Origin of the sequence: Rhodococcus sp. D-6, assembly GCF_040256695.1 — a bacterium.
GTDB lineage: Bacteria > Actinomycetota > Actinomycetes > Mycobacteriales > Mycobacteriaceae > Rhodococcus > Rhodococcus pyridinivorans.
The window spans coordinates 1,175,489-1,201,505 of the sequence record NZ_CP132970.1 but is presented as its reverse complement, the minus strand read 5'-3'; the positions used below and the strand labels follow the sequence as shown (position 1 = coordinate 1,201,505).

Here is a 26,017-nt window from a genome sequence, read left to right as displayed (position 1 = left end):
CGACAGTCAGTCCGCTGCGGCCTCGCACACCGCGACCGGATCCTCCACGTCGCCGGCACCGTCCGCGGCCGCACGAGCCGCGGCGGCGAAGTCCGGCGACGACAGCACGGTGTCGATCGCGGAGCGGACCGCATCCGCGTCGAGCGGACGCACCACCACCGCACTCCCCTGCCGTGCGGCGCGGTTCGCCAGCTCCCACTGGTCGCCGCCCCCGGGAACGATCACCGCCGGAACCCCCGCACTCAGCGTCTTGGCGAGCATCCCGTGCCCACCCCCGCACACGACGACATCGGCCTGCCGGAGCAGGACGTCCTGCCTGCCGCGACCCGAGACGGCCCAGCTGGGGAGCGACTGCGGCGGAGGGTCGAGCATCGTCGCGGCGACCCGCATCCCGGCCCCGTCGAGTGCGTCGCAGACCGTCTCGACCATCCCGGTCACGCCGGTGACCGCGGTCGACGGCGCGACCATCACGAGAGGTCCGTCCCCTGGCGGCGGATCGAGGATCTCCACGGTGGGTTCCCACAGCAGCGGACCGACGACGTGCGCGTGCCCGGGCCAGTCGGGACGTGGCACCTCGAGTGCCGGCAGGGTGGCGATCAGCCGGGCCCGGGGCCCGGGATCGCGCGCCGGCAGACCGATCCCGACGCGTGCGGCAGAACGCTCGCGCTCCCCCTGCCGCAGCGATCTCGCGGTCATCGCTCGCAACGCGGCGTCCCTCAACCGGCCCCGCACGCCCCTGCCCACATCGAGACCGCTGCCGATCGGCGGGAGCCCGCGCGACGGCAGGTACAACGGGTGCGGCGAGAGCTCGACCCACGGGATCCCCAGGCGCTCGGCGGCCATCCCTCCGCCGGCGGTGAGCACGTCCGCCACGACGAGGTCGGGTAGCAGGGCTCCGAGATCCGGGAGCATCTCGCTCGCGATATGGGCGGCGCGGGCGTGGATCTTCGCCCCCGCGTCGCCGTCGTCGTCCCCGAGCCGGGGCGCCAGCCCCTTCAACTCAGCGAACGTCACGCCGGGCAGCTCGAGGCCGAGCCATCGTTCGCCCGTGAGGACGACCGCGTCGTGCCCGGCATCCGCGAGCCGCAGCGACAACGCGATCGCCGGAATCGCATGACCCGCATCGGGCCCGGCCACCACCGCCACTCGCACGCGCACAGCCTGCCACAGGCCACCGACGGCGGGACGCTTCCTATCCCGCGAAGGTGTACAACTCGAACCCGGAGGCGCGCTCGGCAGCGAATCCCGGCAGCGGCGCCGATGCGCGCTCCACCTGTTCGCGCGCTTGTGCCTCCACCGGCCTGTCGTCGAGAGCCTGCAGGTACAGACGGTGCGCCGCGAGGGACTCGACTGCCAGTTCGACCGTATCGGTCACGTCCACCGCGTGGGTCGGAGGCGAACCCGGACACACGGCAGCCCATCGCACGCCGTGCCACGGTTCCAGACCGCGTTCGGTGAGTTCCGGGAAGATCCATTCGTTCGCGGCATCGGAGACGGCGTCGAGGACGCTGATCCCGAGCGCCCGATGGTCGGCACTGTTGACCCAGCCGGGCCGGGGCGACAGCCCGAACGCGAGCGTGACCACCATCTCAGGACGATGACGTCGGATGGCGGAAGCGATGTCGCGACGGAGATCGAGACTCGGGACGAGTCGACCATCCGGGTGCCCGAGGAACTCGACGGTATCCACTCCGACGATCCGCGCGGACTCGCGCTGCTCCGATTCCCGCACCGGCCCGCTCTTCTCGGGCGGCAGACCGGCGATGCCCGCCTCGCCACTGGTGGCCAGAACGTAGGAAATCTCCTTGCCCTGTCGGGTCCACCGCGCGATCGCCGCCGCCGCGCCGTATTCGATGTCGTCCGGGTGGGCGACGACGACGAGTCCGCGTTGCCAGTTCTCCGGTACCGCCTCCACAGCTGCCCCCTTCGTCTACAGACGTGTCAGGTCGTGCTTGTCACCTCCCGATACTGCCTTGTACAGCAGGTATCCGCCGAAGATCACGGCGCCGAGTACGAGAAAGCCGAACAGGTTGTCGAGCAGGGCGCCGAGGACGGCGAGACCGACCCACACCACCGCGACGATTCCTACGATCTTCCAGAACATTGGGTACTCCCACCCTCGATGCCGACCTCTTCCGAGTCGGACTCCATTTGCTCGGTACGCCTCGATCCTGACAGCTCGAGCAATGAAAAACAGCAGGTCAGCGCAGATATCAGGGAAAGATCAGGGGACACCCGGAGGCGCACCCCGGTGTGGCCCACGGGCACCCGGAGACGGGTCGGTGACCCGCGGCACGCCGGTACGGCTTAGGCTCTACGGGTTCGCCGTCCATACCAGAAGGCTGAGTAACCGTGTCCTCGTCCCCCCGTATCCCCGCGCGCGACCTCGCGCAGATCGCCGTCTTCGCCGCCCTGATCATCGCCCTGGGACTGCCCGGTCAGATCAGTATCGGATCGTCCGGCGTGCCCATCACGCTGCAGACCTTGGGCGTGATGCTCGCGGGTGCACTGCTCGGCGCACGCAAAGGTGTCCTGTCGGTGCTCACCGTGATCGTGCTGGGGCTGGCGCTGCCCGTACTCGCCGGCGGGCGCACGACCCTCACCTCGCTGGCAGGTCCCACGGTGGGCTTCCTCATCGGCTGGATCCCTGCCGTCGCCGTGATCGGCTGGCTGAGCATGAAGATGCTGCCGCGATACCGCACGTTGCCCGGTGTGGCCGTCAACGTCCTCGGTGGCATCGTCGTCCTCTACGCCTTCGGTATCGCAGGCATGGTCCTGCGCACGGATCTCACGGTGTGGGCCGCCGCCGCGGCCAACGTCACCTTCCTGCCGGGCGATCTGGCCAAGGCGGTCGTCGCCGCAGCGGTCGCCGCCCAGGTGCATCGCGCCTATCCCGCACTGGCGGCACCGCGCATCGCGCACCGCCCCGCTGCGGATCCCGCGCACTGACGCCGTCCGACCGTCGATGAGCGAGATCCGATTCCGGGAGGTGCGGCACGCCTACGGCGACCGCACCGTCCTCGACGGGGTCGACGTGGTCCTCACCGAACGACGCGTCGGCATCGTCGGAGCGAACGGCAGCGGCAAGTCGACGATGGCGCGCATGATCAACGGCCTGCTCGTCCCGTCGTCCGGCTCGGTGACCGTCGACGGCCTCGACACGGCGCGCAAGGGCCGGGAGGTCCGCAAGAAGGTCGGATTCGTCTTCACCGACCCGGACCATCAGATCGTCATGCCGACGGTCGCCGAGGACGTCGCCTTCTCGCTGCGACGCAGCGGACTCGGCAAAGAGGAACGCGAAGCCCGGGTACGGCAGGTCCTCGCCGACTTCGGGCTCGCGGGGCATCACGACCACCCCAGCCACCTGCTCTCGGGCGGCCAGAAGCAGTTGCTCGCGCTCGCCGCGATCATGGTGACCGACCCGGCGGTGCTCGTCGCGGACGAACCGACGACCCTGCTCGACCTGCGCAATACGAAGCTCATCGCGCGCACCTTCGCGAGCCTTCCGCAGCAGGTGATCGCGGTGACCCACAATCTCGAACTCCTCGTGGACTTCGATCGTGTGCTGGTGGTCGACTCGGGGCGGGTCGTCGCCGACGACGAACCGGCGTCCGCGCTCGCGTTCTACCGGAATCTGATCGGGTGAACACCTTCGGCCTCTACCATCCCGGACGCTCCGTCCTGCACCGGCTTCCGGCGGGAGCGAAGCTGCTCGCGGTCGCAGCACTGATCCTTGCGCTGACCCTGTGGATCCGGCAACCCTGGCAGGTGCTTCCCGCCCTGGCCTTGGCCGTGCTCGCGTATGCGGCCGCGCGCATACCTCCGCGTCTGGCGGTTGTGCAGCTGCGGCCGCTGGTGTGGATGCTGGCGATCATTGCAGCGTTCCAGGTGCTCGTGGCGGGGTGGGAACGGGCGGTGGTGATCTGCGGGTCGCTGCTCGTGGCGGTCGCCCTGGCCGCCCTGGTGACCCTCACGACGCGGACCACCGACATGCTCGACGCGATCGTGCGGGCGGCCCGTCCCCTCGCGCGCGTCGGGGTCGATCCCGACCGGGTGGGACTCGTGCTGGTGATGACCGTCCGCGCGATCCCGCTGATCGGCACCGTGGTCACCCGCGTGACCGAGGCACGCAAGGCGCGCGGTCTCGGATTCTCGTTGCGGGCGCTGGTGGTTCCGGTGGTGGTGGGAGCCCTGCGCACCGCGGAGGCGATGGGCGAGGCCCTCGCCGCTCGCGGTGTCGACGACTGAGAGGTGTCGACGACCGACGTGTTCGGCTCGCGGTGTCGATGATGGGGGTGTTCCACCCCTCAGGGGCGGTAACGCTGCTCGATCTGCCCCAACTCGCGCCAGGACTGCGCCCAGCTCTCGAGTTTGTCGGACGTGGCGATCAGTTCGGCGCGTCGCTGGTCGAGCATCGCCAGCGACCGGTTACCCTCGGCGGTCGCGGCGAGGCGTGCTGCGGCGGCGACGAGTTCCTCGAACTGGTCGACACCCGTCCCGAGACGCTCGCCCGCGTCGACGATGGCCGCGGACAGATGGGTCTTGGCGGCCGCACTGCCCTGCGCGGCGGATTCGAGGGCAACGACGTCCTCGACGACGGCATCGAGTGCGGATGCGGCTGCGCGGGCCGCGTCGTCGATCTCGGTGAGGTCGTCGGGGGCCACGGAGTTCGACCGCACGAGCACACCGAGCAGGCGCCGCAGGCTCTCCTCGTTCGCCGCGAGGCGTTCCATCGGGGCGCGGGCGACCGAACCGGCCGGTGGCAGCGACCGGCGGCGCGGCGGCGGTGGGGGCAGCGGCACCGCATCGAGGCGACGGAAGGTACGGACGGCGAGGACGGCAGGCACTGCGAGAGCCGCCGTCGCTCCCCCGGCCGCGACGAGCGTCCATTCGGGAGCCGACGCGACGGCCAGGGTCGCGGTGCCGATCGCCGTGGTGCCCGAGCCGGCACCGAAGAAACTGGCACGCCGACGCGCGCGACGCTTCTTACGCCGCAAGCGGGCGGCGGGATCGCGCCAGCGGCGCGCGGCCTCCATCGCGTTGCCGGTGGCATCGCGGAACGCAGAGACGACCGAACCGGGGATGTTCCCGGTCCGGTCGTCTCCGGAGACGTTCACGGCGGATCAGTTCCGAGGCGTGCGGATCAGCGGCCGGTGGTACCGGCAGCGTTCGGGGGCTCTTTGCGCGTGTCGACGGCAGGGTTGGCGGGGGTGCCCGGAAGCGCCTCGCCCTTCATCGACGCCCGGATCTGCTCGAGTCGGCTGTGACCGGCCATCTGGACGGTGGCCTGCTGAACCTCGAGCATGCGGCCCTGCACCGAGTTCTGGGCGAGCTCGGCCGAACCGAGAGCGTTGGCGTAGCGACGCTCGATCTTCTCGCGGACGGCATCGAGGCTCGGAGTGGTGCCCGGAGCTGCGAGGGTCGAATCCATCGAACGCAGCGACTCGCTCACGCGCTCCTGCATCTTGGCCTGCTCGAGCTGGCTGAGCAGCTTCGTGCGCTCTGCGACCTTCTGCTGCAGCGCCATGGCGTTCTGCTCGACGGCCTTCTTGGCCTGCGCGGCGGCCTGGAGCGACTGGTCGTGCAGCACCTTGAGGTCCTCGACGGACTGCTCGGCGGTGACGAGCTGTGCCGCGAAGGCCTCGGCCGCGTTCGTGTACTGGATCGCCTTCTCGGTGTCGCCCGCCGCCGTGGCCTGGTCGGCCATCATGACGGCCTGGCGGGCACTCGCGTTGAGCTTCTCCACCTCGTCCAGCTGACGGTTGAGCTTCATCTCGAGCTGACGCTGGTTACCGATAACGGAGGCCGCCTGCTGCGAGAGTGCCTGATGCTGACGCTGCGCGTCCTCGATCGCCTGCTGAATCTGGACCTTCGGATCGGCCTTCTCATCGATCTTCGAGTTGAAAAGCGCCATCAGGTACTTCCAGCCCTTGACGAAAGGATTAGCCATGGGTGTGATCCTGCCTCCATCTGGTACGCCGCGCCGAACGCGACCCGGTACGCGGCCCTCGCGCCCCGGTTCGAAGATCGCCGGTCCGCTGCTACCCCCGACGACCCACCTGCCCCGGCCGGGTCCGTGCACGCACCACGCCCCGGCTCGATGTCGCTTACGACCGTATCCGGCGAGACCGGCACGGTTCGTGATCCATGTTAGGCGGCTGCCAGCGCCTGTGCGGCGGGTGCAGGGATCACCATGCGCGGCTCCTGCGCGAGCAACCCGGGCTCGGCGGTGGCGCCGTCGTCGGACCGCTCGGCCGGTGCCGTGTCGGCTGCGGTGGTCTCCATGTCCGTGCGACGGTCGAGGCCGTCCGCCAGCAGACCGCTCACATCGAACAGCACGTCGGACAGCGGGACCTCCAGTGCATCGCAGATGGCCGCGAGCAGTTCGCTCGAGGCCTCCTTCCTGCCGCGCTCGATCTCCGAGAGATAGCCGAGGCTGACCCGGGCGCTGCTGGAGACTTCGCGCAGGGTGCGGCTCTGCGAAACACGGGTGCGCCGAAGGCTGTCACCGAGTGCCTCACGCAACAACAGCGCCATCCCATCCTCCTTCGTCCGTCGTGCCGACACCTCGTCAACGCACGACGACGCTGCGAGGTTCCCGCAGCTCGATCGGACCTCGATACCGCGGTGTCCAGACATTACAACGCCGACGGCGGTTGCAGACGCCCGAGTAGTCCCGACACAGCGTAGTCCCGACACAGCGGTGTCGACCGCACCGAGCCGGATCCCGCATGTCCCGCCCCGTGGTTACCGGGCGTCCTCGCCCACCGTGCGGCCGTCGCCCGGCGTGTCCTGGGCAGCGGCGCCCTCCCCCGCGGCGCCCTCCCCCGCGACGTCCACCCCCGCGACGTCCACCCCCGCGACGTCCACCCCCAGGACGTCCACCCTCGGGACGTCCTCCGCACGGGCGGTCTCGCTCTCGCTCCGGCGCACCCCGGTACGCAGCCGGATCGCCTGGACCACGTAGTCGAGTCCCGTCACCACCGTCAGGGCGACCGCCAGGATCATCAGGCCGATCGCCACCGGCGCCACCGATTCGGGCAGCGGCAGCAGGTAGACACCGATGGCGAGCGTCTGCACCAGCGTCTTGAGCTTGCCACCGCGACTCGCCGGGATCACGGCGTGCCGGAGCACGGCGAACCGCAGGGCGGTGATCCCCAGCTCCCGAGCAGCGATGATCCCGGTGACCCACCACGACAGGTCACCGAGCATCGACAGCCCGACCAGCGCGGCACCGATGAGGGCCTTGTCGGCGATAGGATCGGCGAGTTTGCCGAAATCGGTGACGAGACCGTGCTTTCGCGCGAGTTGACCGTCGATCCGGTCGGTGATGGCGGCGATCGCGAAGACTCCGGTCGCCGCGAGCCTCCACCCGATGTCGTGCCCGTCGCCGACGAAGAGCAGCACCAGGAAGACCGGTACCAACGCGATCCGACCCACCGTCAAGATGTTGGCGATGTTCCACAACGGCACCGGATCGTGCGGGCTCCCGGCGTGCGGTCCCGGTGCGGCGCCGCTCCCGCCCGACGCGGTGACATGCTGGCGGGGCGTGCTCATGTGCCCCACAATATCGGTAGCCGCACGCGCTACTGTTCACCGCATGACGACACCGCCGACGAACCACGACTCGAACGATCGAATGGTCGTACGGCGCGCCCGAACCTCCGACGTGCCCGAGATCAAGCGGCTCATCGACATCTATGCGGGCAGGATTTTGCTCGAGAAGAATCTGGTGACCCTGTACGAGGCCGTCCAGGAGTTCTGGGTGGCCGAACTCGGGGGTCGGGTCGTCGGGTGCGGGGCCCTGCACGTGCTGTGGTCGGATCTCGGCGAGGTGCGCACCGTGGCCGTCGACCCGTCCGTCAAGGGCCACGGCGCAGGTCACCTGATCGTCGAGCGCCTCATCGAGGTCGCCCGCGAACTCGAGCTGGAACGACTGTTCGTGCTCACCTTCGAGGTGGAGTTCTTTGCGCGGCACGGTTTCACGGAGATCCAGGGGACTCCGGTGACGGCCGAGGTCTATGCGGAGATGTGCCGGTCGTACGATACGGGCGTCGCGGAGTTCCTGGACCTGAGCTACGTGAAACCGAACACGCTCGGGAACACCCGGATGCTCCTCACCCTCTGATCGAGACCCACGAAAGCGAGGCCCGCATGGCCCTGTTCGCCGTCGAGTACACCTATTCGGATGCGACCGCCTCGGCGCGCGACGAGCACCGCCCGAAGCACCGAGCATGGCTCGGCGATCTCGTCGAACAGGGCATCGTGCGGGCGACCGGCCCGTGGACCGACGGTTCGGGTGCGCTCATCCTCGTCGACGTGGCCGACGAGGCCGCGGCGCGCCAACTGATGGCCCAGGACCCGTTCGCGCAGCGCGACCTCGTCGATGCCGTGCGCATCACCGGGTGGAACCCGGTGATGGGCGTGTTCAACTCCTGACGGATTCCTTCTCACCGCGCGTCTTGAGCAGGCTGGCCACCGTCGTCACGGCCAGCACTCCGACGATCACGATCAGGGACACGCCGGTGGAGATCTCCGGGACGGCGACGTGCTCGCCGCCGTTGATCCAGCCGAGCGTGTTCTCATGCAGGGCGTGGAGCACCAGCTTCACGCCGATGAACGCGAGGATGATCGACAGTCCGTAGGACAGGTAGACCAACCGCTCGAGCAGACCGCCGATGAGGAAGAACAGCTGGCGCAGGCCCATCAGCGCGAAGGCGTTCGCAGTGAACACCAGGTACGGCTCGTTGGTCAGACCGTAGATCGCGGGGATCGAGTCGAGCGCGAAGAGGATGTCGGTGAAGCCGATCGCGACGAGCGCGAGCAGCATCGGCGTGACGAACTTCTTGCCGTCGATGCGGGTGACGAGGCGGTCGCCGTCGTACTCGTCGTGCACCGGCAGGAACTTCCGGGCCAGCTTGACCATCCGGTTCTCCGAGATGGCCTGCGGGTCCTCACCGTGGTCGCGGATGAGCTTGACCGCCGTGTAGATGAGGAAGAAGCCGAACAGGTAGAACACCCAACTGTAGGCGTTGATCGCCGCGGCACCGACCGCGATGAAGGCTCCGCGCATGACCAGCGCCAGCACGATGCCGATGGTGAGGACCTTCTGCTGGTACTCACGGGGCACCGCGAAGGTGGCCATGATGATGACGAACACGAAGAGGTTGTCGACCGACAGCGCCTTCTCGGTGATGTAGCCGGCGAAGTACTCACCGCCGTAGGTCGGTCCCCAGACCGCGAAGACGATCACGCCGAAGAGGATCGCGATGGCGACGAAGACGGCCGACCAGAAACCGGATTCGCGCAGTGTGGGCGCGTGCGGCTTGCGGACGTGGGCGAAGAAGTCGAAGATGAACAACCCGATGATGACGGCGATCGTGATCAGCCAGGTAGTCAGGTTTACGTGCATGGGCACATAGGCCTTCCGGTAGGTATGCGTACCTGCCGGAGGTCTCTCCCGCCCGGACTATCGCCGGACCGACGGCCCCGGGACGGCATCGGTGCCGAACGTGTTGACGAGACCGCCGCGGATCTGGGGATACTCCCCTCCACAGCTCCCACGATTGTGCCACACATCGTCACTTCCCGCCGGAAGGCAACAGGGACGGCCGGTCGAACGGGTATGTCTCACTGCTCTGCGGCAGGCACTTCCACCGGATCCCCGCCGCCACGGATCGAGTACAGCAGGCCATCGAGTTCCTCGGGTTTGACCAGCACCTCGCGGGCCTTGCTGCCCTCGCTCGGCCCGACCACGCCTCGGGTCTCCATCAGGTCCATCAGGCGACCGGCCTTGGCGAAGCCGACGCGGAGCTTGCGCTGCAGCATCGACGTCGAACCGAACTGGCTCGTGACGACGAGTTCGACGGCCTGCAGGAAGACGTCGAGGTCGTCGCCGATGTCGGGGTCGACGTCCTTCTTGTCGCCGGCCTTCGGGGCGGTGACGCCCTCGTTGTACTCGGGTTCGGCCTGGTTCTTGGCGAAGTCGACGACCCCTGCAATCTCCTCGTCGGTGATGAACGCACCCTGCAGGCGGATCGGCTTGCCCGCACCCATCGGCAGGAACAGTCCGTCGCCCATACCGATGAGCTTCTCGGCACCGGGCTGGTCGAGGATGACACGCGAGTCGGTGAGCGAACTCGTCGCGAACGCGAGTCGCGAGGGCACGTTCGTCTTGATGAGACCCGTGACGACGTCCACCGAGGGTCGCTGGGTGGCGAGCACGAGGTGGATGCCGGCGGCGCGGGCCTTCTGGGTGATGCGGACGATCGCGTCCTCGACGTCGCGTGGGGCCGTCATCATCAGGTCGGCGAGCTCGTCGACGATGGCGAGGATGTACGGATACGGCCGGTACACGCGCTCGCTACCGAGCGGTGCGGTGATCTCCCCCGACTTCACCTTCGTGTTGAAGTCGTCGATGTGGCGCACGCGGTTGGCCTGCATGTCCTGGTAGCGCTGCTCCATCTCCTCGACGAGCCAGGCCAGTGCCGCCGCGGCCTTCTTCGGCTGCGTGATGATCGGCGTGATCAGGTGCGGGATGCCCTCGTAGGGCGTCAGCTCGACCATCTTGGGGTCGATGAGGATCATCCGCACCTCGTCGGGCGTCGCGCGGATGAGCAGCGACACGAGCATCGAGTTGACGAAGCTCGACTTACCGGAACCGGTCGAACCGGCGACCAACAGGTGCGGCATCTTCGCGAGGTTGGCGGAGACGAAGTCGCCCTCGATGTCCTTGCCGAGACCGATGACGAGGGGGTGATGGTCGCGGCGGGTCGACGGTGCTGCGAGCACGTCCGACAGCCGCACGAGTTCGCGGTCGGTGTTGGGGACTTCGATGCCGACGGCGGACTTGCCCGGGATCGGTGCGAGCAACCGGACGTTGTCGGTCGCAACCGCATACGCGATGTTGCGGGCGAGCGCGGTGATCTTCTCGACTTTGACGCCGGGGCCGAGTTCGACCTCGTAGCGGGTGACGGTCGGGCCACGGGTGAAGCCGGTGACCGCGGCGTCGATCTTGAACTGTTCGAGGACCTCGGTGATCGCCTCGATCATCTGGTCGTTCGCGGCCGACCGCGTCTTGGGCGGGTCGCCCTTGGTGAGCAACTCCAGTGAGGGCAGCGTGTAGTCGCCGTCGACCTCGCGGTCGCGCACGAACGTCTCGGCCGGTTCCGGCTCGGAGGTCTGGTCGACGACCTCGGGTACCGGGGCGGCCTTCGGCTTCTTGCGGGCGGGAGCCGGGGCCGGCGCTGCGGCCGGGGTCTCGGCGACCGAGGGCACCTCCAGTGTGGCCGGCGGTGAGGCGGGCGCCTCGGGTTCGGATGCGCGGTCGTCCCACAGCGGGAGCACCTCGGTCTTCGCGTCGCCGTCGAACTCGTCAGGCGGGTAGTTCTCCACCGGGGTACGCCGGCGGCGGGACCGCTTGGGGGCGGGCGGCTCGTCGATCGGGTAGCCGTCGGCGTCGAACATCGGCGGCTCGTCGTAGCCGTAATCGTCGTCGTAGTCGCCGTACTCGTCGTCGGCGCGGTAGCCGAGGCCGAAGTAGTCGCGGAACAGTTCGGGCAGCTCCCGCACCGTGGTGCCGGTGAGCAGCAGGATCCCGAAGCCCGCCGCGAGGAGCATCAGCGGCACGGACAGCCAGACGGTGAGCCCGGAAGTGAGCGGGCCGCCCACGGCGGCACCGACGAAACCGGCCCCTTCCGAGCGGCCCTCCGCGTCGGTGGGTGAACCGGAGGCGACGTGCCACAGGCCCAGTGCGGGGAGACCGACGAGCAGTCCGCCGACGACGAGCCGGGGACGGATCTCGGGATGCGGTTCGGTGCGCATGAGCGTCACCGCGATGCCGACCGCGACGAGCGGAAGGACCGCGCTCGCACCACCGGTTATGGCGCGGACGGCCGTCTCGACCCACTCCCCCACCGGGCCGCCGACGCCGAACCACACCGTGCCGGCGATGATCACACCGATGGAGATCAATCCGAGCGCGATGCCGTCGCGACGGTGTCCGGACTCGATCTCGGTGGCGCGACCCATCGTGCGGGTCGTGGCTCCGACAGCGCGGGCCGTCATCATCCAGCCGGCGCCGACGGTGCGGCCCACGGCGGTGAGGATCCCCCCGGAACTGCGCCGGGGACGGGCGGGCGCGGGGCGTCGACTCGCGGCCGGAGCGCGACGTGCGGTGCCGCCGCTGCGACGGTTCGCGGTCGAGGCCGCGGCGCGCGGCTTGCGCGCAGGGGTGGACCGGGTCGATCCGGACGCCTTCGTCTTCGCGGTCGATCTGGTCTTCGAGGTGGAGGCACCCGCGCTGCGAGCACGGGAGGTGCTGCCGCCCGAGCCCCGCGCCCCCGTCCGCGACCGAGAGGTCGTAGACGACGTTCCGCGGCTGCCCGACGACTTTCCTGCCATATCCGCCAGGGTAGCCGCACGGACCTCTCATGAACCATCAGCAACACGGGTACCGGTCGGCGGCACTGGTCACACGCCGTCCGGGCGAGCGCTCACAGGCCGCGTTTCGATCCCGCCAGTTCGGAGACCGCCGACTCGTCGCCCTCGATCTCGAGCCGCACCTGGTCGCGGCCGAAGGCGTGCAGCACGAGTTCGGACGGTTCGCCGCGCAGCACGACGGTGCGCGGACCGCGCTTGCGCAGGGCGACCCGCTCGCCGGAACCGAACCTCTCGAAGATCACCGTGACGTCGCATCCGCCGTAGCTGTTGCGTCCGATCATCCGCGCGATGCGCCAAAGCTGGTCCTGATCGTCCGCCGACAGCGTCCGCGGCTCCCATCCGGGCTGCGCGCGGCGCACGTCCTCATGGTGCACGAACATCTCCGCCGCGTTGGCGACGGCGTCGAACAGGAACATCGGCGACCACTTCGGCGGGCCGGAATCGACGTCGGCGAGCACGTGTGCCCACTGTCGGTCGGTGGCGGAGCGTCGCACCTTCTCCGTGTGATCGGCCAGGGCCGGGACGACGATGCCGGGCATCGCGTCCACGCGGCGCTCGCGGACGAGCAGGTGCGCGGCGAGATCCCGGACCGTCCAGTCGCCGCAGAGCGTCGGCGCGTCGGGTCCGACCTCGGACATGGTGCGGACGAGGGCATGTCGTTCGCTTCGGGCGAGGCTCATTCCGCCACTCTAGCGATCACTCCTGCCCTCGCCCATCGCGCGAGCCCGCGTGTTCGGCGGGCCCGCGCGGACCGCAATCAGGAGACCGGGATCACCGTGGGCACGATCATCGGGCGACGACGATAGGTCTCGGCGACCCAGCGGCCGACGACCCGGCGGATGCCCTGGGCGATGCGATGGGTCTCCGTGACCCCTTCGGCAGCGAGTTCGTTGAGCGCCTTGTCGACGAGCTGCGCCGCCTCGTCGAGTGCGTCCGGGTCGTCGGAGAAACCGCGACCGGAGACCTCCGGGGTGCTCACCGCACGGCCGGTCGCGGCGTCGACCGCGACTGAGATGGAGATGAAACCACCCTCGCCGAGGACGAGACGATCGGACAGCGTGGACTCGCCCACGTCGCCTACCGACAGGCCGTCGACGTAGACGTGACCGACCGGGACGCGCCCGACGATTTCCGCGAGTCCGTCGACCATGTCGACGACCACACCGTCCTCCGCGAGCACGATCCGCTCGCGGGGAACACCCGTGGCCTCGGCCAGTGCGGCGTTCGCCCGCAGGTGGCGCCACTCGCCATGGACGGGCATCGCGTTGGTGGGTCGCACCGCGTTGTAGAGATACAGCAGCTCGCCGGCCGACGCGTGACCGGAGACGTGCACCTTCGCGTTCTGCTGGGTGACGACCTTCGCGCCGCGCTTGGCCAGGCCGTTGACGACCGCGAACACGGAGTTCTCGTTGCCAGGGATCAGCGACGACGCGAGGACGACGAGGTCGTCGGCCCGGATGTTGATCTGCCGGTGCTCGCCGCGCGCCATCCGGGACAGCGCCGAGAGCGGTTCGCCCTGCGAACCGGTGGAGACCAGCACGACCCGGTCGTCGGGCAGGCTCGCGGCGGTGTCGATGTCGACCTCGAGGCCGTCGGGCACGTTCAGGTAGCCCAGATCCTGCGCGATCTGCATGTTGCGGACCATCGACCGGCCGACGAACGCCACACGCCGGTTGTAGCGCTCGGCGACGTCGACGATCTGCTGGATGCGGTGCACGTGGCTCGCGAAGGACGCGACGATCACCCGGTTGGCGGCCTTGCCGATGACGGTGTCGAGCACTCCGCCGATCTCGCGCTCCGGTGTGACGAAGCCGGGGACCTCGGCGTTCGTCGAGTCGACGAGGAACAGGTCGACACCCTCGTCGCCGAGGCGGGAGAAGCCCGCGAGGTCGGTGAGACGGTTGTCGAGCGGCAGCTGGTCGAGCTTGATGTCGCCGGTGTGCAGCACGATGCCCGCAGCGGTGCGGATCGCGACGGCGATCGCGTCCGGGATGGAGTGGTTGACCGCGAAGTACTCGCACTCGAACGGACCGTGCGAGGTGGTCTGCCCCTCGACGACCTCGACGAGGTTGGGACGCTGGCGGTGTTCGCGGCACTTCGCCGCGACGAGCGCCAGGGTGAACTTGGACCCGACGACCGGGATGTCGGGGCGCAGGCGCAGGAGGAACGGCACGGCACCGATGTGGTCCTCGTGGCCGTGGGTGAGGACGATCGCCTCGACGTCGTCCATCCGGTCCTCGATATACCGGAAGTCGGGCAGGATCAGGTCGACGCCCGGCTGCTGGTCCTCGGGAAAGAGCACCCCGCAGTCGACGACGAGCAGCCGGCCCTGGTGCTCGAAGACCGTCATGTTGCGGCCGATCTCGCCGATACCGCCGAGCGCGACGACCCGCAGACCGTCGCGAGGAGCCTTCGGCGGCAGACCCAATCGCTCGGTGGGATCGACGATGCGGGCGTCCGGACGCTGGGGGTTCGCCGAGTTCTGCGCGACACGCCGCGGAACGCGGGCGGGCGGACCGGCGTTGCGGGTGGCGCGGCCCCGGCCGCGTGCGGGGCGGCTCATCACAGCACCCCCGCAGCCTGGAGATCCGCCGCGAGAGCGTCGATCTGCGCGGTCACCGGGGCGACCTGCGGCAGACGAGGCTCTCCGACGTCGATGCCGAGCAGCCGCAGGCCGGCCTTCGAGGCGCTCACGCCGCCCAGCCGAGCGACGGCGCGATAGATGGGCACCATCGACAGATTGATGCGGCGGGCGAGCTCGAGATCGCCGGCTTCGAAAGCGGTGTGCAGCTCGCGCAGGCGACCGGGCACGAGATGGCCGATGACGCTGACGAATCCGACGGCGCCGACGGACAGCCACGGCAGGTTCAGGGGGTCGTCGCCCGAGTAGAACTTCAGGTCGGTGGTACCGATCAGCTCGGCGCCCGCGTTCAGATCGCCCTTGGCGTCCTTCACCGCGACGATCCGCGGGTGCTCGGCGAGCAGACGCAGTGTGTCGGTCTCGATCGGCACGACGGATCGAGGTGGGATGTCGTAGAGCATGACCGGCAGATCGGTCGCGTCGGCCACCGCGACGAAGTGGGCGTAGAGGCCGGCCTGCGGGGGCCGCGAGTAGTACGGGGTCACCACGAGCAGGCCGTGCGCACCGGCTCGCGCGGCGTCGCGGGCGAGCTCGACGCTGTGGGCGGTGTCGTTGCTGCCGGCCCCGGCGATGATCTTGGCGCGGTCGCCGACGGATGCGAGCACGGCCCGCATCAGCTCCATCTTCTCGTTCTCGGTCGTCGTGGGCGATTCGCCGGTCGTACCGGCGAGAACCAGTGCGTCACAGCCACCGTCGACGAGGTAGTTCGCCAGACTCACGCCCGCATCCACGTCGAGCTTGCCATCGGCAGTGAACGGGGTCACCATCGCTGTGGCGACGGTGCCGAACGGAAGCTCGACAGCAGTTGCGGAATCACCGTTGGTCATGGTCAGAAGGCTACCGCGTGGCAGGGCCGCCTCGACACACGCCCGCCCCCCGAAGACGGATCACAGATCGGTGTAGCGGTCGATCAGAGGTCGGTCGCAAGCGTGGGAGCTGCGATCTCACTGCCGTCGGCCAGCTTCGTGATCGCGAAGTCCGAGAACGCGTTCGGTGCGGCATCCGCGAGCTGACGCACACATTCGACGGCGAGACGCCGGATCTCGACGTCGGCATGTTCGGTCGCGCGCATGGCGACGAAGTGACGCCACGATCGGTAGTTTCCGGTGACGACGATGCGGGTCTCCGTGGCGTTGGGGAGCACCGCCCGGGCGGCCTCCCGGACCTGCTTGGCGCGCAACGGACCGGCGGGAAGATGCGAGAGCTTCTCGTCGAGCGCCGCCAACAGCGCCACATACGCCTCGCGGCTGCGCTCCGCGGCCGCGAAGAACAACTCCTCGAGTTCGGCATCGCCCGCAATCGCGGGCGGAACCACCACGGGCACCTCACCGTCGGCGACGAAACGCTGCGACAGCTGCGAGAACGAGAAGTGCCGGTGCCGGATCAGCTCGTGCGTGCACGAACGGGAGATGCCGGTGATGTAGAAGGTCGCCGTCGCGTGTTCGAGAACGGACAGGTGCCCCACGGTGAGCAGGTGACGGAGATATCCGCCGTTCGTCGCGGTGCGGGGGTTGGGCTTGGACCAGCTCTGGTAGCAGGCGCGACCGGCGAACTCGACGAGCGCTTCGCCGCCCTCGGCGTCGGTGTCCCAGTCGACGTCGTCGGGGACGTGGAACTCCGTCGTGGCGATGAGCCGGACCTTCGGAACGGCGGGTTCGGGCGCCATCGTCTCCTCCTCGCCTCGGTCGTCGCGCATCCTCCGGACGCGCCGTCTCTTCCGTCCGCACACTAACGCGCCTCGACCTGCGACGATCGATGACATCACGATGACACCTTGCGTGACATCATCGGTGACGTCACACTGGCGTCATGGACATCGACAAGTACACGTCCGCCATCACGGACTCCGTGATCTCCGCAGCCGAACTCGGCGACGAGCAGACCCGACGCACCGCCGCAGCCCTCGCGACCGCCATCGCCGCACCCGTCCGCCTCGCGGTCCTGGCAGCACTGTCCGACATGGCCAACGAGATCAGCGACGAACTCGGCGACCGCACCGTCACGGTGCGCCTCGACGGCACCGATGCCGTCCTCGCCGTCCACAGCGAACCCGCTCCCCCGCACGAGGATCCGACGCCGTCCTTCGAGGAGATGACGGGCGACATCAGCCGGGTCACCCTGCGCCTCGTCGAACAGATCAAGACCAAGGCCGAGGAAGCGGCGCAGCAGAGCGGAGTGTCACTCAACTCCTGGATGGCGCAGGCGGTACAGGGCGCCCTACGGGAGCAGATGCGCTATCAGCGCCGCGCCGACGAATGGCGCCGTCAGGGTGGCTGGGCGAAGCCCACCCCGCCCGCACCCACCGAGCCGCAGCCGTCCGACCCGAGCGACACCGCGGGCCCGGACGACGCCGCCGGCCGCAACGACACTGCGGGCCCCGACGACACGAACCCGCGCAGCGACGCGTAAGGCACCTCACCGCACGATAGAGTGCCGACGCACACAATCGGGCGACGCGGAGGGCGCATGGCAGTCAGCAGCACCAGGAGTTTCGACATCGACGCAACCCCGGAGCAGGTGATGGCCGCGCTCGCCGCGGTCGAACGCCTGCCCGAGTGGTCGTCGACCCACAAGTCCGTCACCGTCGAGTCCACCCACCCCGACGGACGACCCCACCGCGTACGGATGACCGTCTCGATCGTCGGCATCACCGACGAGCAGGTCGTCGAGTACTCCTGGAACGGCGACGGGTCGATGTCGTGGACCCTGGTGGAGAGCAGCCAGCAGCGCCAGCAGGACGGCGCCTACACCCTCACCGCCAAGGGATCCGGCACGACGGCCGAGTTCTCACTGACCATCGATCCGAAGGTCCCCATCCCCGGATTCCTCGTGCGGCGCGCCGAGAAGATGGCCCTCGAAACCGCCGGAAAGGGCCTCAAGTCGTTCACGGAGAAGAACTTCCGCTGACGTCAGATGTCACCGGCCGCGGTCGCCGCGACGATGGCGCCGAGCTCGTAGCACTGCTCGCGTACCTTCGCGTCGACCGGTCCGGTGATCTCGAGATCGGCAGCAGCCTGCACGAGACCCAACCCGGTGGTCAAGCGCCGAACCGACGCCACAGCGCCGGCGGTGTCGTTGTTCCCGTGCACCCACAGACCGTAGGGACGGCCGGCCACGGCATCGAGACACGGGTAGTAGACCGTGTCGAAGAAGTGCTTGAGCGCACCCGACATGTAACCGAAATTGGCTGTCGTGCCGAACAGGAAGCCGTCGGCGGCCAGCACATCGGGCACCGTGGCGCCCAGCGCGGGGACCACCCGGACGGTGACACCCGTGATCTCCGGGTCCCGCGCTCCCTCCAGGACGGCTTCGAGGATCTCGCGAGTCGGCGGCGAGGGGGTGTGATGCACCACCAGCACTGTGCTGGATCCGTCCTCGCGCCCTGCCTCGCCCGCCCCTGCCCGGTCTTCCACAGCCTCGTCCGTCACATCAGCAGGCTGCTGCACCATCTCGAGGTTGTCAAAGCCGCTCGCCGGTTCAGGAACCGGCTTGGCCGTCCCGTTCGAGCTTCTCGAGCGCAACGGCTCGGCGCATCGTCTCCCGCGCACGACTGCGGTCGCCCGCATAGTCGTAGGCGCGTGCGAGCCGGTAGGAGTTCCGCCAGTTATCGGGGTCGGCTTCCCATTCCTGCTTTACGGTCGCGAACAGTTCGTCGGCGGCGTCCCGCTCGACCCGCCCCGACGGCATGCGGGGCAGGTCGTCGATGTCGAGTTCGAGGCCTTCGTCGTGGATCCGCCGCGCGAGGTGCTGATGCTGCAGCCCTGCGCGGAGGGTCGCGTAGACGATCCAGGCTCCCACGATCGGGAGAATGAGGATGCCGATCCCGAGACCGATCGCCGCGACCTCACCGGACCGGACCAGTTCCAGGCCGGTGGAGCCGAGCAGAACGAAGTAGAACCCCAGCGCCACCACGATGAACGCAATGGGGACGAGGACCTTGAGCGAGCCGGTTCTCACAGGTCGAGGAGGGGATCGATTCCGACGGTCAGCCCCGGTCGCTTACCGATCTCCCGCACACCGAGCAGCACGCCGGGAGCGAAGGAGGAACGGTCGATCGAGTCGTGCCGAATGGTGAGGGTCTCGCCCTGGGTGCCGAGCAGCACCTCCTGGTGAGCGACGAGGCCGGCGAGACGCACGGAGTGCACGCGGACACCGTCGACGTCACCGCCGCGCGCACCGTCGAGTTCGGTGGTGGTGGCGTCCGGGCTCGGAGCCACACCGGCCTCGGCGCGGGCCTGCGCGATCAGACGGGCGGTGCGGTAGGCGGTGCCGGACGGGGCGTCGGCCTTGTTCGGGTGGTGCAGCTCGATCACCTCGACGGAATCGAAGAACCGGGCGGCGGTCTGAGCGAAGCGCATCGACAGCACGGCACCGATCGCGAAGTTCGGCGCGATGAGCACGCCCACCTCGGGGCGGTCGGCGAGCCAGCTCCGCACGCGATCCAGCCGCTCGTCGTCGAAGCCGGTGGTTCCGACCACGGCGTGGATGCCGTTCTCGACGAGGAAGTGCAGGTTGTCCATGACGACGTCGGGGTGGGTGAAGTCGACGACCACCTGGGTCTGCGAGTTCACGAAGGCGTCGAGGCTGTCGCCCTTGTCGACGGTGGCGACGAGCTCGAGATCGGACGCGGCGTCGACGGCGGCGCAGATCGCCTGGCCGACCTTGCCGGCAGCACCGAGTACACCCACCCGAACCTTTGTTGCATCCACTTGCGTCGTCACGCCCTTTCGTTGCCGTCTCCCCCGGAAATCCTACGCAACCACCCGTAGACGTCCCGAGCGGGTCGAACGCCACCTACTGCTGCGCGCAGAGCGCGTCGAGCCACAGAGCGACCGCCGAACGGATCTCGTCGACGCACGCCGTGTCCGAATCCGAGGATGTATGGGCACGAGCGCCGTGGGTGCGGTCGAACAGAACTCCTTCGAGCAGGGTCACCAGATCGCGCCCCGCGGTCTCGGGGTCCGGCGCACCGAGCTCCCGCACGAGATCGGTGGCCGCGGAGATCGAGAACATGCAGGCCGCGAGCGCCTCGGCAGCCTCCGGTTCGAGGCGCGCGTCGGGCGCGAGCGCGTAGCGAGCCAGCACATCGGTGCGACGCACAGTGAGCAGGCGTTCGAGATAGCGCGCGATCAGGTCGGCAGGAGGGCTCGGGTCGCCGGTCGTGTCGTCGAACAGCGCGGCGAAATCCGCGCGCGACCGTTCGGCGAGGCGGGTGATCGCAGCCGAGACGAGCGCGTGGCGGGTGCGGAAGTAGTAGGAGGTCGATCCCTTCGGCAGGCCGAGGTGCACGTCGACGCCCGTGTGCGTCACCGCGTGGTTGCCACCGCGGGCGGCGAGTTCGAGGGCGGCATCGCTGATGGCCGTGCGCCGGGAGGGACGTTCGGGTGAAGTCGTCACTCTACGATGATAGAGTAACGGCCGTGAGGTTGCGCCGACGCAGAAACCGCATGTCGCCGAACACCGCCTCGTCGAACCCCGTCCCCCGCACGGTATTCGAGGACGCCTCGCGCAGCCGGGGGTTCGTGCTCGATCCCGCGCAACACGACGCTGTCGAACAGCTGTGTCATCCCGAGCGCCCGAACGTCTACCTGTGGGGCCCACCCGGACGCGGCAAGAGCTGGCTCGCCGACGTGTACTTCTCGGCCTATCCCGGACGGAACAAGCTGCGCGTCCACTTCCACGAGTTCTTCCGCGACCTGCACGTCGAGCTGCGACGGCACCGCTTCGATCTCGACGCCGCACTCGATCACCTGATCGGCCGCGCCGAACTCGTGTGCTTCGACGAATTCCACGTCCACGATCCGGCGGACGGCACGTTCGTCGCCCGGCTGTTCCCCGCACTGCTCGCTCGCCGCACGCGTCTCGTCCTGACCTCGAACTATCCTCCACGCGACCTGCTCCCCAACCCGCTCTTCCACGACGGCTTCGTCCCGACGATCGAGCTCGTCGAGCGGAGCGCGACCATCGTCGCTCTGGACGGTCCGCGCGACCACCGGCTCGGCTCCGACCATGCGAAGGGATTCGCATCAGGGATCTGGGCCGTCTCCCCGTCCGATCCGCAGCTACGACGGCTCGGTCTCGAGCGGCCGGCACCGGTCGAACATCGGGTTCTGCGCCCGGCGGGGCGTCCGCTCCGCGCCCTACGGGCCGAGAAGGACTGTCTCTGGTTCGATTTCCGCGATCTCTGCGGGCATCCCACGGCTCCGGCCGACTATCTGGCGCTCGCGGCGGACCACTTGTTCTGGGTCGTCGACAAGATCCCGGATCTGACGACCGTGAGTCGCGAACCCGCGCAGCGGTTCGCCAATCTCGTGGATGTGCTCCACGACCGCGACGTGCGGGTCGTGTTCGTCTCGGAGGTCGCGGCGTCGGAACTCGCTGCCGCGGTGGGACCCGTCGCGCACGACATCGGACGCCTCCGGAGCCGACTGGCTCAGCTGAGGACGATTCAGGACACGAGCGCGCGCACCGACGCCGGAAGATCACGCGTGCGCCGGTAGGGGCCGGCGACGGCGACCGCGAACGGCCGGTGCAGCAGGTCGGCTGCCACGCTGCGCACCTCCTCGGTGGACACCGACGAGATGCGTTCGAGGGTCTCAGTGATGCCCCAGTGCTGCCCGTAGCTCAGTTCGCTGCGGCCGATCCGGTGCATGCGCGCCCCGGTGTCCTCGAGTCCGAGCACGAGACCGCCGCGCAGCGACCCCTTTGCGCGAGCGCATTCCGCGTCGGTGATGCCGTGTTCGGCCACGTCGGTGAGCACCTCACGGACCACCGCGGCGACCTCACCGAGATTGTCGGGCTGGCAGCCCGCGTACACGGAGAAGGCGCCGGTGTCGGCGAAGGTGTCGGTGCCGGAGTACACCGAGTAGGCCAGGCCCCGCTTCTCGCGCACCTCCTGGAACAGGCGCGAACTCAGCCCACCGCCGACGGCTGCGTTGAGCACCGACAGCGCCCAGCGACGCCCGTCGTGCCGACCGAAGGACCGCACGCCGAGCGTCAGGTGCGCCTGCTCGTTGTCGCGCTCGACGATGCTCATCGTCGGTGCAGTGCTCAGTTCGAGCCGTCCGTCGCGGCAGGGCGCGGGGGTGGCCGCGTCGTCCAGGTGACCGGCGAAGGCGCGGCGGACCAGTTCGACTGTGTGCGCGTGGTCGACGTTGCCGGCGACCGCGACGACCATCCGCGGCGGGGTGTAGCGGCGCACATGGAACGAGTGCAGCTGGGTCCGGGTCATGGACTCGATCGACTCGACGGATCCGATGATCGGCCGGCCGATGGGGTGATCGCCGTACAGCGCGGTGAGCAGCGAGTCGCCGAGCAGATCCTCCGGATCGTCGTCGCGCATCGCGATCTCCTCGAGCACCACCTGACGCTCGACGTCGACGTCCGCGCTCAGGCACCGGCCGCGCAGGACGACGTCTGCGACGACGTCGACGGCGATCGGCAGGTCGTCGTCGAGCACGTGCGCGTAGAAGCAGGTGTGTTCCTTGCTGGTGAACGCGTTGAGCTCTCCCCCGATCCCGTCCATCGTCTCGGCGATGTCGAGAGCGGTACGCGTCGGGGTCGCTTTGAACAGCAGGTGCTCGAGGAAGTGGGCGGCGCCTGCGACCGACGGTTGTTCGTCGCGGGATCCGACACCGACCCACACGCCGACGGCCGCCGAGCGCACTCCCGGGACGTGCTCGGTGACGACCCGCACTCCCCCGGGGAGGACCGAGCGGCGGACGCCGGTGGCCGCGACGGGTGCGGGGGTCGAAGCGTCGTTCTTCACGTGGGAACTGGAAGCCATGGGGATCTTCGGTGGTCCTGACAAGGTCGGAGGGCGCGGAACGTTTCACAGTACACCGGGACTGTCCCCCGCCATCGGTCGCGCTCACCACCCCCGTCGTTGCGGTTGCGAACCCACGAGCCGGCCGGGACGTGCCTCCTCGCGGCTGCGGTAGACGATGTACGGCCGGAACAGGTATCCGACGGGGGCACTGAAGGCGTGGACTAGGCGGGTGAACGGCCATATCGCGAAGAGCACGAGGCCGATCAGCGCGTGCAGCTGGAAGCTGAACGGCGCCTCCACCATCAGGTCGCCGCGGGGTTGCAGGACCCAGATCGACCGGAACCACGGCGAGACGGTCTCCCGGTAGTTGTGTTCCTCGCCCACGACACCCGACCCCATCAGCGTGGTGGCGAGACCCGCCACGATCGCGGCGACGAGCACGACATACATGACCTTGTCGTTGAGAGTGGTGGCGCTGAAGACGGGACCGCGGGTGCGACGGCGATACACGAGCAGGGAGATGCCGACGAGCGTCGAGACACCCGCGATCGTGCCGAGCGTGATGGCCTGCACGTGATAGGCGTGCTGACTCAATCCCACGGCGTCGGTCCACGACTGCGGGATCACCAGGCCGATGACGTGGCCGACGATCACGACCAGGATCCCGAAGTGGAACATGGGGCTCGCGATGCGCAGCAACCGCGCCTCGTACAGCTGGGACGAACGGGTGGTCCATCCGAACTTGTCGTATCGGTACCGCCACCAGGTCCCCACCGCGACGATCGCGAGCGTCACGTACGGCACCACGTCCCAGAAGATCTCTCCTGCACTCATGATTCCGGAACTCCTCGCCGGGGCGGCACCGTCAGGGTGAAGGGCTGCAGACCGATCGACTCTCGGGGCGGTCCCGCCTGCGCGAGGCGCCGGGCCCGTTCCTCGTCCCGGTCGGTGACCGGCGGGAGCGTCGCGCACACGGCTGCGACGACCTGCGCGTACGGCGAGCCGGCCTCGTGCAGGGAGGTGTGCAGCACGTCGAGGGCCACCCGATACCGGGTGAGGAGTTCCTCGCCCGCGGCGGGATCCACGGTGGCCGCGAATTCGAGGACGACCGGCAGATGGTCGGGTGATTCGTGGGCGGGCGGCTCGACGCCCGCGGCGCGGTAGGCACTCGCGAAGGCGTGCATCTCGGCGCCGCGATTCCGGGTGTCGCCCGCGGTCCAGTAGGTCAGGTACATCGTCGAGCGTCGCCGCAGGTCGAAGGTCTCGACGTACCGCTGGGCCAGGACGAGCAGATCCGGTTCGTCCAGTGCGCGGACCGCCGTCCCCAGCATGTCCTGCTCGGGACCGGTGATGTGGTCGACGAGCTGCCCGGCGACGTCCAGCCGTCCGGCGTGTCCGGCGTCGGGATAGGCGAGCAGCAGCGACGCGGCCTGACGGACGAGGCGACGGTGCAGGGCGCGATCGACGCCGGCGCGCCGTGGACGCAGCAGTCTCATTGCTTCTCCCCCCTCGTGTCGTGACCGCCCGGGAACATGCCCGTCGGTACGCCCTTGCCGTCCCAGTTCAGGAGGTTCACCCGCGACGGGTTCGACGCGTTCGCCGCCATCCCCTCACTGGTCTGCCGCTGTGCGAGGGCGTGGAAGGTCTCGACCGCCACCGGGACCGGGACGCCGCTGGCCTCCCCGAACGGACCCGACTCGTACATGCCGGGGCCACCTTCGTAGGACAGCGCGCAGTCCGTCGCCGACTCCTCGAGCCGATGTCCTTCGGCCGCGTAGGCGGTCGGGATGACGTACCGCTCGTCGTACTTGGCGAGCGCGAGGAGCCGGTACATCTCGTAGATCCGTTCCTCGGTCATGCCGACGGCCTCGGGGATCTCTGGGCGGGTCTCGCGGCCGAGATTGATGTCGCGCATGTAGGAGCGCATCGCGGCGAGTCGTCGCAACACCGCCTCGACCGTCGCGGTGTCCCCGGCGGTGAACAGTTCCGCGAGGTACGCGATGGGGATGCGCAGGGCGTCGAGGGCGCCGAACAGGTTGCCGATGTCCTCGCCGTCGTGTCCCTCCCGGCTGACGGCGTCGACGACCGGTGACAGCGGTGGCACGTACCAGACCATCGGCATCGTCCGGTATTCCGGATGCAGCGGCAACGCGACCCGGTAAGTGCTGATCAGGTCGTAGACCGGGGACCGTTGCGCGGCCTCGATCCACTCGTCGGAGATGCCCTCGGCGCGGGCGCCGGCGATCACCTCGGGGTCACGGGGGTCGAGCAGCAGGCCGCGTTGCGCCTCGTACAGGTCGGTGTCGTTCTCCACCGATGCTGCCTCCAGGACCCGATCGACGTCGTAGAGGACCAGACCGATGTACCGGAGCCTGCCCACGCATGTCTCCGAACACACGGTCGGCAGCCCCACCTCGACCCGCGGGTAGCAGAAGGTGCACTTCTCGGCCTTCCCGGTCTTGTGGTTGAAGTACACCTTCTTGTACGGGCATCCGGACACGCACATCCGCCAGCCGCGGCACCGGTCCTGGTCGACGAGGACGATGCCGTCCTCCGACCGCTTGTACATCGCGCCGGACGGACACGACGCCACACACGACGGGTTGAGGCAGTGCTCGCAGATCCGCGGCAGGTAGAACATGAAGGTCTGCTCGAACTCGAGCTTGACCCGGTCGCCGACCTTCTTCAGGATCGGGTCGTCGGGCACGATCGCCGGTGAGCCACCGAGGTTGTCGTCCCAGTTCGCCGACCATTCCACCTTCATCGGTTCACCGGAGATGAGGCTGCGCGGCGAGGCCACCGGGACGTGGTCGCCGAGCGGGGCGTTCGTCAGGTTGTCGTAGTCGTAGGTCCACGGTTCGTAGTAGTCGTGGATCGACGGCATCTTCGGGTTCGAGAAGATGCGGGCGAGTTTCGCGAGGCGTCCACCGTCGCGGAGACGCAGCCGTCCCTTGGTATCCCGGACCCAGCCACCGCGCCAGCGTTCCTGGTCCTCGTAGGTGCGCGGATAGCCCTGGCCCGGGCGGGTTTCGACGTTGTTGAACCACACGTACTCGGTGCCCGACCGGTTGGTCCACGCCTGTTTGCAGGTCACCGAGCAGGTGTGGCATCCAATGCACTTGTCGAGGTTCATCACCATCGCGAGTTGTGCCATGACCTTCACGATC

The 26,017-nt window shown here is 68.9% G+C and carries 29 protein-coding genes; 8 read left to right on the top strand and 21 right to left on the bottom strand.

Going from position 1 to position 26,017, the window contains the following annotated elements:
* Nucleotides 1-6: 6 nt before the first annotated feature.
* The 3 genes from RBB84_RS05705 to RBB84_RS05695 are packed head-to-tail and all read right to left on the bottom strand — an operon-like array spanning nt 7 to nt 2,104.
* Nucleotides 7-1,152, bottom strand: a complete 1,146-nt coding sequence (locus RBB84_RS05705; RefSeq protein WP_193903622.1) for a nucleotide disphospho-sugar-binding domain-containing protein — start codon at nt 1,150-1,152, stop codon at nt 7-9.
* Nucleotides 1,153-1,192: 40 nt separating this feature from the next.
* Entirely contained in the window at nt 1,193-1,915 is a 723-nt protein-coding gene (locus RBB84_RS05700; RefSeq protein ID WP_006551288.1) for a PIG-L deacetylase family protein, read from the bottom strand.
* A gap of 15 nt (nt 1,916-1,930) precedes the next feature.
* Entirely contained in the window at nt 1,931-2,104 is a 174-nt protein-coding gene (locus RBB84_RS05695) for a hypothetical protein (RefSeq protein ID WP_006551287.1), read from the bottom strand.
* Between the two features lie 248 nt (nt 2,105-2,352).
* On the opposite strand from RBB84_RS05695, the gene RBB84_RS05690 reads away from it, so the two are divergent.
* The 3 genes from RBB84_RS05690 to RBB84_RS05680 are packed head-to-tail and all read left to right on the top strand — an operon-like array spanning nt 2,353 to nt 4,248.
* Complete coding sequence (locus tag RBB84_RS05690) at nt 2,353-2,949, top strand: biotin transporter BioY (protein WP_006551286.1); 597 nt, start codon at nt 2,353-2,355, stop codon at nt 2,947-2,949.
* A 16-nt stretch (nt 2,950-2,965) separates the two neighbouring features.
* Nucleotides 2,966-3,646, top strand: a complete 681-nt coding sequence (locus RBB84_RS05685; RefSeq protein ID WP_064256239.1) for an ABC transporter ATP-binding protein — start codon at nt 2,966-2,968, stop codon at nt 3,644-3,646.
* Nucleotides 3,643-4,248: a CbiQ family ECF transporter T component gene (locus tag RBB84_RS05680; RefSeq protein ID WP_019289168.1), complete on the top strand. Its 606-nt coding sequence runs from the start codon at nt 3,643-3,645 to the stop codon at nt 4,246-4,248. Before RBB84_RS05685 ends, RBB84_RS05680 begins: the two co-directional genes overlap by 4 nt.
* A gap of 59 nt (nt 4,249-4,307) precedes the next feature.
* Here the strand turns inward: RBB84_RS05680 and RBB84_RS05675 are convergent, their stop codons facing one another.
* From RBB84_RS05675 to pgsA, 4 genes are all read right to left on the bottom strand, one after another.
* Nucleotides 4,308-5,117: a hypothetical protein gene (locus RBB84_RS05675; RefSeq protein WP_024100679.1), complete on the bottom strand. Its 810-nt coding sequence runs from the start codon at nt 5,115-5,117 to the stop codon at nt 4,308-4,310.
* A 26-nt stretch (nt 5,118-5,143) separates the two neighbouring features.
* Nucleotides 5,144-5,950, bottom strand: a complete 807-nt coding sequence (gene pspA, locus RBB84_RS05670; protein ID WP_006551283.1) for a phage shock protein PspA — start codon at nt 5,948-5,950, stop codon at nt 5,144-5,146.
* 200 nt (nt 5,951-6,150) lie between these two features.
* Nucleotides 6,151-6,537: a helix-turn-helix transcriptional regulator gene (locus tag RBB84_RS05665; protein ID WP_006551282.1), complete on the bottom strand. Its 387-nt coding sequence runs from the start codon at nt 6,535-6,537 to the stop codon at nt 6,151-6,153.
* Between the two features lie 210 nt (nt 6,538-6,747).
* Nucleotides 6,748-7,557, bottom strand: coding sequence for a CDP-diacylglycerol--glycerol-3-phosphate 3-phosphatidyltransferase (gene pgsA / locus RBB84_RS05660; protein WP_064256240.1), 810 nt, complete (start codon nt 7,555-7,557; stop codon nt 6,748-6,750).
* Nucleotides 7,558-7,600: 43 nt separating this feature from the next.
* Between pgsA and RBB84_RS05655 the strand changes: the two genes are divergently transcribed.
* Nucleotides 7,601-8,128 (top strand): amino-acid N-acetyltransferase, encoded by a 528-nt coding sequence (locus tag RBB84_RS05655; protein WP_228045020.1) that lies wholly within the window; start codon nt 7,601-7,603, stop codon nt 8,126-8,128.
* Nucleotides 8,129-8,154: 26 nt separating this feature from the next.
* Nucleotides 8,155-8,439: a YciI family protein gene (locus tag RBB84_RS05650; RefSeq protein WP_064256241.1), complete on the top strand. Its 285-nt coding sequence runs from the start codon at nt 8,155-8,157 to the stop codon at nt 8,437-8,439.
* On the opposite strand, the gene RBB84_RS05645 is transcribed toward RBB84_RS05650, so the two are convergent.
* From RBB84_RS05645 to thyX, 6 genes are all read right to left on the bottom strand, one after another.
* Nucleotides 8,429-9,412 (bottom strand): TerC family protein, encoded by a 984-nt coding sequence (locus tag RBB84_RS05645; RefSeq protein WP_006551278.1) that lies wholly within the window; start codon nt 9,410-9,412, stop codon nt 8,429-8,431. The two genes, RBB84_RS05650 and RBB84_RS05645, sit on opposite strands and share 11 nt — an antisense overlap.
* Before the next feature lie 218 nt (nt 9,413-9,630).
* The gene (locus RBB84_RS05640) at nt 9,631-12,402 is read right to left on the bottom strand and encodes a DNA translocase FtsK (protein ID WP_174556273.1); all 2,772 of its coding nucleotides are present in this window, start codon (nt 12,400-12,402) and stop codon (nt 9,631-9,633) included.
* A gap of 92 nt (nt 12,403-12,494) precedes the next feature.
* Nucleotides 12,495-13,121: a TIGR03085 family metal-binding protein gene (locus RBB84_RS05635; RefSeq protein WP_024100676.1), complete on the bottom strand. Its 627-nt coding sequence runs from the start codon at nt 13,119-13,121 to the stop codon at nt 12,495-12,497.
* 77 nt (nt 13,122-13,198) lie between these two features.
* Complete coding sequence (locus RBB84_RS05630; protein WP_019289160.1) at nt 13,199-15,004, bottom strand: ribonuclease J; 1,806 nt, start codon at nt 15,002-15,004, stop codon at nt 13,199-13,201.
* Nucleotides 15,004-15,909, bottom strand: coding sequence for a 4-hydroxy-tetrahydrodipicolinate synthase (gene dapA, locus RBB84_RS05625; protein ID WP_006551247.1), 906 nt, complete (start codon nt 15,907-15,909; stop codon nt 15,004-15,006). The genes RBB84_RS05630 and dapA overlap by 1 nt, the downstream gene beginning before the upstream one ends.
* Before the next feature lie 83 nt (nt 15,910-15,992).
* A complete protein-coding gene (thyX, locus tag RBB84_RS05620) occupies nt 15,993-16,748 on the bottom strand; it encodes an FAD-dependent thymidylate synthase (RefSeq protein ID WP_024100675.1) in 756 nt (251 codons plus the stop codon).
* 143 nt (nt 16,749-16,891) lie between these two features.
* On the opposite strand from thyX, the gene RBB84_RS05615 reads away from it, so the two are divergent.
* Nucleotides 16,892-17,491, top strand: coding sequence for a hypothetical protein (locus RBB84_RS05615; protein ID WP_006551249.1), 600 nt, complete (start codon nt 16,892-16,894; stop codon nt 17,489-17,491).
* Nucleotides 17,492-17,548: 57 nt separating this feature from the next.
* Nucleotides 17,549-17,989 carry an SRPBCC family protein gene (locus RBB84_RS05610; RefSeq protein WP_006551250.1) on the top strand — a complete coding sequence of 147 codons (441 nt, stop codon included), beginning with the start codon at nt 17,549-17,551 and terminating at the stop codon, nt 17,987-17,989.
* 2 nt (nt 17,990-17,991) lie between these two features.
* On the opposite strand, the gene RBB84_RS05605 is transcribed toward RBB84_RS05610, so the two are convergent.
* From RBB84_RS05605 to RBB84_RS05590, 4 genes are all read right to left on the bottom strand, one after another.
* Entirely contained in the window at nt 17,992-18,495 is a 504-nt protein-coding gene (locus RBB84_RS05605) for a flavodoxin family protein (protein WP_064256277.1), read from the bottom strand.
* 64 nt (nt 18,496-18,559) lie between these two features.
* Nucleotides 18,560-19,039 carry a hypothetical protein gene (locus RBB84_RS05600; protein ID WP_024100672.1) on the bottom strand — a complete coding sequence of 160 codons (480 nt, stop codon included), beginning with the start codon at nt 19,037-19,039 and terminating at the stop codon, nt 18,560-18,562.
* Nucleotides 19,036-19,791, bottom strand: a complete 756-nt coding sequence (gene dapB, locus RBB84_RS05595) for a 4-hydroxy-tetrahydrodipicolinate reductase (RefSeq protein WP_024100671.1) — start codon at nt 19,789-19,791, stop codon at nt 19,036-19,038. Before dapB ends, RBB84_RS05600 begins: the two co-directional genes overlap by 4 nt.
* 85 nt (nt 19,792-19,876) lie before the next feature.
* Entirely contained in the window at nt 19,877-20,479 is a 603-nt protein-coding gene (locus RBB84_RS05590) for a TetR/AcrR family transcriptional regulator (protein ID WP_064060421.1), read from the bottom strand.
* Nucleotides 20,480-20,529: 50 nt separating this feature from the next.
* Here RBB84_RS05590 and zapE point away from each other — a divergent pair, with 50 nt between their 5' ends.
* Nucleotides 20,530-21,582 (top strand): cell division protein ZapE, encoded by a 1,053-nt coding sequence (gene zapE / locus RBB84_RS05585; RefSeq protein ID WP_064256242.1) that lies wholly within the window; start codon nt 20,530-20,532, stop codon nt 21,580-21,582.
* On the opposite strand, the gene RBB84_RS05580 is transcribed toward zapE, so the two are convergent.
* The 4 genes from RBB84_RS05580 to narH form a co-directional block, all read right to left on the bottom strand.
* The gene (locus RBB84_RS05580) at nt 21,531-22,868 is read right to left on the bottom strand and encodes a pitrilysin family protein (RefSeq protein ID WP_064256243.1); all 1,338 of its coding nucleotides are present in this window, start codon (nt 22,866-22,868) and stop codon (nt 21,531-21,533) included. The two genes, zapE and RBB84_RS05580, sit on opposite strands and share 52 nt — an antisense overlap.
* 84 nt (nt 22,869-22,952) lie before the next feature.
* Entirely contained in the window at nt 22,953-23,684 is a 732-nt protein-coding gene (narI, locus tag RBB84_RS05575; RefSeq protein ID WP_006551257.1) for a respiratory nitrate reductase subunit gamma, read from the bottom strand.
* The gene (gene narJ / locus RBB84_RS05570) at nt 23,681-24,346 is read right to left on the bottom strand and encodes a nitrate reductase molybdenum cofactor assembly chaperone (protein WP_024100668.1); all 666 of its coding nucleotides are present in this window, start codon (nt 24,344-24,346) and stop codon (nt 23,681-23,683) included. The genes narI and narJ overlap by 4 nt, the downstream gene beginning before the upstream one ends.
* Nucleotides 24,343-26,013, bottom strand: a complete 1,671-nt coding sequence (narH, locus tag RBB84_RS05565) for a nitrate reductase subunit beta (RefSeq protein ID WP_024100667.1) — start codon at nt 26,011-26,013, stop codon at nt 24,343-24,345. The genes narJ and narH overlap by 4 nt, the downstream gene beginning before the upstream one ends.
* Nucleotides 26,014-26,017 lie beyond the last annotated feature (4 nt).

Bases quoted from the DNA above. Each gene is read 5' to 3' on its own strand.
- narJ (WP_024100668.1), bottom strand. From the start codon at position 24,346: ATGAGACTGCTGCGTCCACGGCGCGCCGGCGTCGATCGCGCCCTGCAC.
- RBB84_RS05615 (WP_006551249.1), top strand. From the start codon at position 16,892: ATGGACATCGACAAGTACACGTCCGCCATCACGGACTCCGTGATCTCC.
- RBB84_RS05685 (WP_064256239.1), top strand. From the start codon at position 2,966: ATGAGCGAGATCCGATTCCGGGAGGTGCGGCACGCCTACGGCGACCGC.
- RBB84_RS05640 (WP_174556273.1), bottom strand. From the start codon at position 12,402: ATGGCAGGAAAGTCGTCGGGCAGCCGCGGAACGTCGTCTACGACCTCT.
- pspA (WP_006551283.1), bottom strand. From the start codon at position 5,950: ATGGCTAATCCTTTCGTCAAGGGCTGGAAGTACCTGATGGCGCTTTTC.
- zapE (WP_064256242.1), top strand. From the start codon at position 20,530: ATGTCGCCGAACACCGCCTCGTCGAACCCCGTCCCCCGCACGGTATTC.
- RBB84_RS05665 (WP_006551282.1), bottom strand. From the start codon at position 6,537: ATGGCGCTGTTGTTGCGTGAGGCACTCGGTGACAGCCTTCGGCGCACC.
- RBB84_RS05695 (WP_006551287.1), bottom strand. From the start codon at position 2,104: ATGTTCTGGAAGATCGTAGGAATCGTCGCGGTGGTGTGGGTCGGTCTC.
- thyX (WP_024100675.1), bottom strand. From the start codon at position 16,748: ATGGCGCCCGAACCCGCCGTTCCGAAGGTCCGGCTCATCGCCACGACG.
- pgsA (WP_064256240.1), bottom strand. From the start codon at position 7,557: ATGAGCACGCCCCGCCAGCATGTCACCGCGTCGGGCGGGAGCGGCGCC.
- RBB84_RS05580 (WP_064256243.1), bottom strand. From the start codon at position 22,868: ATGGCTTCCAGTTCCCACGTGAAGAACGACGCTTCGACCCCCGCACCC.
- RBB84_RS05655 (WP_228045020.1), top strand. From the start codon at position 7,601: ATGACGACACCGCCGACGAACCACGACTCGAACGATCGAATGGTCGTA.
- RBB84_RS05650 (WP_064256241.1), top strand. From the start codon at position 8,155: ATGGCCCTGTTCGCCGTCGAGTACACCTATTCGGATGCGACCGCCTCG.
- RBB84_RS05645 (WP_006551278.1), bottom strand. From the start codon at position 9,412: ATGCACGTAAACCTGACTACCTGGCTGATCACGATCGCCGTCATCATC.
- RBB84_RS05610 (WP_006551250.1), top strand. From the start codon at position 17,549: ATGGCAGTCAGCAGCACCAGGAGTTTCGACATCGACGCAACCCCGGAG.
- RBB84_RS05630 (WP_019289160.1), bottom strand. From the start codon at position 15,004: ATGAGCCGCCCCGCACGCGGCCGGGGCCGCGCCACCCGCAACGCCGGT.
- dapA (WP_006551247.1), bottom strand. From the start codon at position 15,909: ATGACCAACGGTGATTCCGCAACTGCTGTCGAGCTTCCGTTCGGCACC.
- narI (WP_006551257.1), bottom strand. From the start codon at position 23,684: ATGAGTGCAGGAGAGATCTTCTGGGACGTGGTGCCGTACGTGACGCTC.
- RBB84_RS05635 (WP_024100676.1), bottom strand. From the start codon at position 13,121: ATGAGCCTCGCCCGAAGCGAACGACATGCCCTCGTCCGCACCATGTCC.